Origin of the sequence: Rhizobacter sp. (assembly GCA_021153565.1) — a bacterium.
Lineage (GTDB): Bacteria > Pseudomonadota > Gammaproteobacteria > Burkholderiales > Burkholderiaceae_C > Albitalea.
In genome coordinates, this window is the sequence record JAJKJU010000272.1 from 1 (window position 1) to 6,749 (window position 6,749).

General features: G+C 63.1%; 5 protein-coding genes. All 5 read left to right on the forward strand.

Going from position 1 to position 6,749, the window contains the following annotated elements:
• The first annotated feature begins 166 nt into the window (after nucleotides 1-166).
• Entirely contained in the window at nucleotides 167-526 is a 360-nt protein-coding gene (locus AC30NL_RS17480) for a type II secretion system protein (protein WP_489465271.1), read from the forward strand.
• A 2-nt stretch (nucleotides 527-528) separates the two neighbouring features.
• Entirely contained in the window at nucleotides 529-975 is a 447-nt protein-coding gene (locus tag AC30NL_RS17485) for a type II secretion system protein (RefSeq protein WP_489465267.1), read from the forward strand.
• Nucleotides 976-1,514: 539 nt separating this feature from the next.
• Nucleotides 1,515-2,732 carry a hypothetical protein gene (locus tag AC30NL_RS17490; protein WP_489465268.1) on the forward strand — a complete coding sequence of 406 codons (1,218 nt, stop codon included), beginning with the start codon at nucleotides 1,515-1,517 and terminating at the stop codon, nucleotides 2,730-2,732.
• A 47-nt stretch (nucleotides 2,733-2,779) separates the two neighbouring features.
• A complete protein-coding gene (locus tag AC30NL_RS17495) occupies nucleotides 2,780-3,733 on the forward strand; it encodes an Ig-like domain-containing protein (protein WP_489465269.1) in 954 nt (317 codons plus the stop codon).
• A gap of 2 nt (nucleotides 3,734-3,735) precedes the next feature.
• The coding region (locus tag AC30NL_RS17500; RefSeq protein WP_489465270.1) for an RHS repeat domain-containing protein at nucleotides 3,736-6,749 on the forward strand (3,014 nt) is incomplete at its 3' end.

Here is a 6,749-nt window from a genome sequence, read left to right on the forward strand (position 1 = left end):
TGGAGAGGCTTACTTGAATCGATTCGGGACAGAGGAGCAAAGACATACCCTTTCTCGGGTTCTGTCGCAATAAGGACGTCGGGCCAAGCGAAGCCCGGCAGTGCATTTGAGATCAGACTGCGAGTGAGTAGTACTGGTCAGCAGACAAAGTTTCGCCATTGGGGCAATCGAGACGCTCATCGAGCTGCTCGTGGTGATGGCCATCCTGGCTCTTTTGCTATCGATTGCCGCACCGCGCTATTTCGAATCTGTCGACCGTGCCAAGGAGGCGGCACTGCGCACCGATCTGCGAATGCTGCGCGAGGCCATCGACAAGTACCGCGCCGACACGGGTCGACTGCCGGAGTCATTGGCGCAACTCAGCGAGGCCAGGTATCTGCGCGCCATTCCCGCGGATCCCATCACAGAGAGCGAATCGACATGGGTTCCGGTGGCGCATCCCGACGGAAAGACAGGCGGGGTCTATGACGTCCGCAGCGGCTCCAGCAAGATGAGCCGCGATGGCCCCGCGTACGGAAGCTGGTAGCCATGCGAAGGCAGTCAGGCTTCACCTATCTTGGCGTGCTCCTTGCCATCGCATTGATCGGCATCGGGCTCGCGGCGGCATCCGAGGTGTGGTTCACCACTGCGCGACGCCAGCGACTTGAACAACTCGATTGGGTCGGTCAGCAATTCGTGCAGGCCATTGGCAGCTATTACGAGTCGACGCCTGGGCGCGTAAAGAGTTTTCCGAGTTCGTTGCAAGACCTATTGCAGGACAACCGGTCTATCACCGTACGTCGGCACTTGAGAGCGCTGTATGTCAATCCGATGACTGGAACGGCGGAGTGGAAACTGGTGACGACGCCGAACGGAGGAATTCGCGGAGTGATGTCCGTCGTCACCCAATCGTCAGAAATGACAAAGCCTGCATCACGGGAGTACGCCTATGTTCCTGGGAACTCGACGCGGGCTGACATAGTGAATTCAAGATAGCGTTTCAGAATGCCTAAATATTGGCTATTTTTATAGACTGCTGGCTGGAAGAATTCCAAAAGTAACAAGCCGTGAGACACTTTCGCGTCGCAAGAAATTTGCGAAAGCGGCATCAAAAAGCTGCGGCACATCAATCAAGGCGCTCGCCTTGATCATCGGGAAGAAAAAGAACTTGGAAGCGATCGTTCGGACATGCAGCCCGTGGGACATCGCGCGACGCGGCAAGCTTGTGGCCGCGTACGACACTCGACGCAAGGTCCCGAGTGTGGATGGCTCGCCAACGTTCAGCGCGATTCCCTCCGCGTCCTTTGGCGACCTTTGGTCGAGCAACCTGCACAAGAGCCTGGTGTTGCAGTTGGACAATAGTGGCACGACTCAAGCCATCCAGGCGTCACGAGGGGCAGGCGCCTGGGTAAGCTTTGTGCGCGTGGGCTCTGGCTATGTGCCCGATCCAGACGTACAGGACCGCCTGACGGCCACGTCCGGCGGATTCAAGTACGTTGACGCCGCGGGTGGCGCCGATCATTACAGCGTCACGTATGACACGGCGCCTTCGTGGAACATCGTCGAGACGCTACGACAGCGTTGCCAACGTCGTGTGGCGCGACCACTACTGGCAACTTCCACAGGGCATCACCATTACAAAGCCCAATGGCAGCATCAGCACCTTGGGCGCTGTGCTCGTGCAAGGCATGCCGAGGCTGGGCAGTCAGGACCAGCCAGCCGGATCCGGATGTGCGGCAAGCACGAGCGAGCAGACTTACGACGCCAACGGCAACGTAGCGAGTGCGGACGATTTCAATGGCAACCGGGTCTGCTATTGCACGGACCTGAGCCGCAACTTGGAGTCGACCAGGGTGGAAGGCTTGCCCAACACCACGTCGTGCGACGGCGTGACGCCAGCGGGAGCGGTGCTGCCGACGGGGAGCCGCAAAGTCAGCAGCGTCTGGCACTCTGACTGGCGACTCAAGGCGCAGGAGGCTGAACCGCGCAAGCTGAGCACCTACGTCTACAACGGCCAGCCTGACCCGACGGCCGGCAACGCGATCGCGAGTTGCACGCCGAGCGCTGCATTGCTTCCCGACGGCAAACCGATCGCGGTGCTGTGCAAGAAAGTCGAGCAGACGACCACTGACGCTGATGGCAGTCAGGGATTCAATGCGACCCTTGATGCGAGCGTCGCTATCAGGATGTGGACCTACATCTATAACCAATACGGCCAAGTGTTGACAGCCAAGGGCCCGCGTACGGACGTAAACAACACATCGACGTACACGTACTACGCAGACACAACGTCCGACCATACGTTGGGTGACCTGCAAAGCGTGACCAACCCAGCAGGGCACGTGATGCAGTACTTGCGCTACGACAAGGCCGGTCGACTGCTGCGAAGCATCGATTCGACAGGTGTGTCGACCGACATTACCTACAAGCCGCGCGGCTGGGTGGAGAGCGTGACAGTGACGCCCGCGGGTGGCGGTGCCGCGCAGGTCACTATCTACAGCTACGACGCAGTGGTCCAGCTCAAGCAAGTGACGCTGCCCGACGCGGTGACGCTGCAGTACATCTATGACGACGCGCACCGGCTGACAGGCATCACCGACGGCGCCGGCAACACGGTGACGTACACGCTGGACAACGCGGGCAACAGGACGGGCGAGAGGCTCAAGGATGCGGGCGGCAACCTGGCACGCAACATCACGCGTGTGTTCGACGCCCTGGGACGAGTGCAGCAAGTCACAGGGGCGGGGCAATGAGTCAGAGTCGTCAGTTCAAAACAGCAGATCAATTCGAAGGGGCAAAGATGCGAGAGATGCAGGGAGTGGGCCGCCGCCCAAGGGTCACGGCATGGAACACCGCATGCCTGTGCGTGCAGCGGGTGTTTGCGATGCTGTGCGTTGCACTGCTCGGCCTTGCAGGCCAAAGCGTCTTTGCCAAGACAGCGATCAGGCTCACGGCAAGCACAAGTCCGTCGTTCGTCGATGACTGCGGCACAACGGAACTCATCGGCGGCTTTTTCCGGGCTGCGCTGATCGGCATGCTCATGCTGATCGGCGGTGCAGCACACGCCCAGAGTTGGACCAAGATTGCCAGCGAAGGCGCATCCTTCAGCGTCAATGGCACGCAGACAGTGCGTTACGGCGCCGGAAGCACCTGGATCCAGAAGATCGTGAGCGGCAGCGGCACATGCACCAACGCCTACTTCGGCAGCGATCCCGTCTTCGGAACGACCAAAGAGTGCGACGTCCTGAACTCCGCCAGCAGCACACCGACCACCACCGTGCTGACCGCGTCGGCCAACCCTGTTTCCATCGGCCAAAGCATCACTCTCACCGCCAGCATCACCGGCGCAAGCCCCACGGGCACTGTGACGTTCAAGGATGGAGCGACGACGCTCGGGACAGGAACGATCAGCGACGGCAAAGCCACGCTCGCCACGAGCCTCAGCATCACCGGTGCGCGCAGTCTGACGGCCAGCTATGCAGGTGACGCCAACAACGGCGCGAGCTTGGCCACGCTCAGCGAGACGGTCAATGCCACAGGGGGCACTTGGACCAAGATCGCCAGCGAAGGCGCATCCTTCAGCGTCAGCGGCACGCAGACCGTGCGTTACGGCGCCGGCAGTACCTGGATCCAGAAGACCGTGAGCGGCAGCGGCGCATGCACCAATGCCTACTTCAGCGACCCGCTGCCCGGCACCGTCAAGGAGTGCGACGTCCTGAGCTCCGGCGGCAGCACGCCCACCACATCGGGCTGACCGTGTCGGCCAACCCTGTTTCCATCGGCCAAAGCATCACCCTCACCGCCAGCATCACCGGCGCAAGCCCCACGGGCACCGTGACGTTCAAGGATGGAACGACAACGCTCGGGACAGGAACAATCAGCGACGGCAAAGCGACGCTCGCGACGAGCCTCAGCATCACCGGTGCGCGCAGCCTGACGGCCAGCTATGCAGGCGACGCCAACAACGGTGCGAGCTTGGCCGCGCTCAGCGAGACGGTCAACGCCACAGGGGGCACTTGGGCCAAGATCGCCAGCGAAGGCGCATCCTTCAGCGTCAGCGGCACGCAGACCGTGCGCTACGGCGCAGGAAGCAGTTGGATCCAGAAGACCGTGAGCGGCAGCGGCGCATGCACCCACGCCTACTTCGTCAGCGATCCGCTCCCCGGCACCGTCAAGGAGTGCGACGTCCTGACCTCCGGCGGCAGCACACCGACCACCACCGCGCTGACCGCCTCGGCCAACCCAGCCCTCAGCGGCCAGAGCGTCACCCTCACCGCCAGCATCACCGGTGCAAGCCCCACGGGCACCGTGACGTTCAAGGATGGAGCGACGACGCTCGGGACAGGAACGATCAGCGACGGCAAAGCCACGCTCGCTACGAGCTTCAGCACGAGCGGCAGCCACAGCCTCACTGCAGCGTACGCAGGCGACGCCAACAACGCGCCGAGCACGTCGTCAGGGGTGATGGAGACGATCAGCCTGCCTCCAAGCAGCACCACGCTGAACGTGACACCGGGCAACATCACCGCGGGCGACAGTGTCACGCTCACCGCCACCGTGAGCGGCACGTCGCCCACGGGCAACGTCACCTTCAAGGATGGCGCGACCGTGCTCGGCAGCGTGCCCCTGAATGCAGGCACCGCCACGCTCGCCACTGCCGTTACCGGCGCCGGCACGCACAGCCTGACGGCCAGCTATGTCGGCGACGCCGGCAATAGTCCCAGCAGCTCCACCACTGCGAGCCTCGCGGTGAGCGCCGCGAGCACCAGCACGGCATTGACCGCGGCGCCGAACCCGGTATCGGCGGGCGCCCAACTCGTGCTGACGGGGGAGGTCAGCGGGGCATCCCCGAGCGGAACGGTGACCTTCAGCGATGGTGGCACCGTGCTGGGCACCGCCACGCTCGCCTCCGGCCAAGCCAGCCTGAGCACGAGCTTGAGCGCCGCCGGCAGCCACAGCATCACGGCCAGCTACGCCGGTGACGCGAGCAACACCACGAGTACCTCCAGTGCGGCAAGCGTGCAAGTCGGCGCCACCAGCAGCACCACGCCGCCGGGCGGCATGACCTGGCTGTACGGCTACGACGCCGAAGGCAACCGCACGACGGTGGTGGACCCCAACGGCAACCAGACCGCCACGGCCTACGACCCCCTGCAGCGTCCCACCAGCGTGACCCAGCCGGCGCCGAGCGCTGGGCAACCCGCCCCGGTGATCAGCATGGGCTACGACAGCCGCGACCAGCTCACCCGGGTGACGGACCAGAGATCGCTGGTGACGAGCTACACCGTGGACGGCCTAGGCAACGTCAAGGCCACCGCCAGCCCCGACAGCGGCACGGCCACCAGCAGCTACGACGCGGCGGGCAACCTCACCAGCAGCACCGACGCACGGGGCAAAACCACCACCTACACCTACGACAGCCTGAATCGGCTGACGAGCGCCACCTATGCGAGCGGCACGCCCACCGTGTTCGAGTACGACGGAGGCAGCACCCAGGTGGCCACGAGCATCGGCAAGCTGAGCAAGATCACCGACGAGTCGGGCAGCACGAGCTACAGCTACGACGGGTTCGGGCGCGTCACCACCAAGACGCAGGTGGTGGGAATCAAGACCTTCAACGTGAGCTACACCTGGGGCACGACAGGCAGCGCGACGGGCAAGCTCACCGCCATCACCTACCCGAGCGGCAATCGGATGAACTACGGCTACGACGCAGCGGGACGGGTGAACGCGGTGAGCGTGAATCCGGTGAATGCCAATGGAGCGGGCACCAGCGGCAGCACGCTCAACGTGCTAACGGGCATCGGCTATAACGGGGCCAACGACATCCTCAACTGGACCTGGAGCGATGGCACGGCCTATCAGAGGACCTACGACGGCTTCGGGCGGCTGGCCACCTACCCCTTGGGCAACCCGGCAGGAACGGGCGCATCAGCGGGCCTCATGCGCACGCTGAGCTATGACAACGCGGGGCGCATCCTGGGCTTCACGCACACCAATGCTGCGGGGGCTCAAACGCCATTCGATCAGGGCTTCGCCTACGACGGGCTGGATCGGGTGAACGAGACGGTGGTGAACGGCAGCTACTTTGGGTACGGGTACGACGCGACGGGCAATCGGACCGACCTGACCACCAGCTCTGGCGGGTACCTCAACAAAGTGGACCCGGCGAGCAACCGGCTCACCAGCGTGCAGACGGCCGGTACCAGCGGCACGGTGACGAACACGTATCTGTATGACGCGGCGGGGAACATCACGAGCGATGGGAACGCCACATACAGCTACAGCGACCGCGGACGGATGAGCAGTGCGACCGTCGCTGGAAGCACGGTCAGCTACAAGTACAACGGGCTCGAACAGCGGGTGAGCAAGATCGGCACACTCGTGCCGACTGGGGCGGGCTACTTTGCATACAACGAAGCAGGGCAGCTCATTGGTGAATACGACGCCAGCCTCAACCCGATCTTCGAAACCGTGTACCTCAACGGGACGCCGGTGGCTATGCTGAAGTCGACGGGATCGGCCGCAAGTTCGACGCTCTCCACCAGCGTAAGCTATGCGTACGCCGACCACCTCGACACGACGCGTGTGATCGCAAGAAGTAGCGACCATGCAATCGTCTGGCGCTGGGACTCGGCCGAAGTTTTCGGCAATACTTCGCCCGATGAAAATCCCAACGGGCTGAGCGTCTTTCGGTTCAACCAGCGCTTCCCGGGGCAAGTGTTCGATCAGGAGACGGGCAACTTCCAGAATGTCAATCGCGAATACAA

What these genes read in the sequence shown, in the direction of transcription:
- AC30NL_RS17485 (WP_489465267.1), top strand. Translation starts at nt 529, where the DNA reads ATGCGAAGGCAGTCAGGCTTCACCTATCTTGGCGTGCTCCTTGCCATC.
- AC30NL_RS17490 (WP_489465268.1), top strand. Translation starts at nt 1,515, where the DNA reads ATGACACGGCGCCTTCGTGGAACATCGTCGAGACGCTACGACAGCGTT.
- AC30NL_RS17495 (WP_489465269.1), top strand. Translation starts at nt 2,780, where the DNA reads ATGCGAGAGATGCAGGGAGTGGGCCGCCGCCCAAGGGTCACGGCATGG.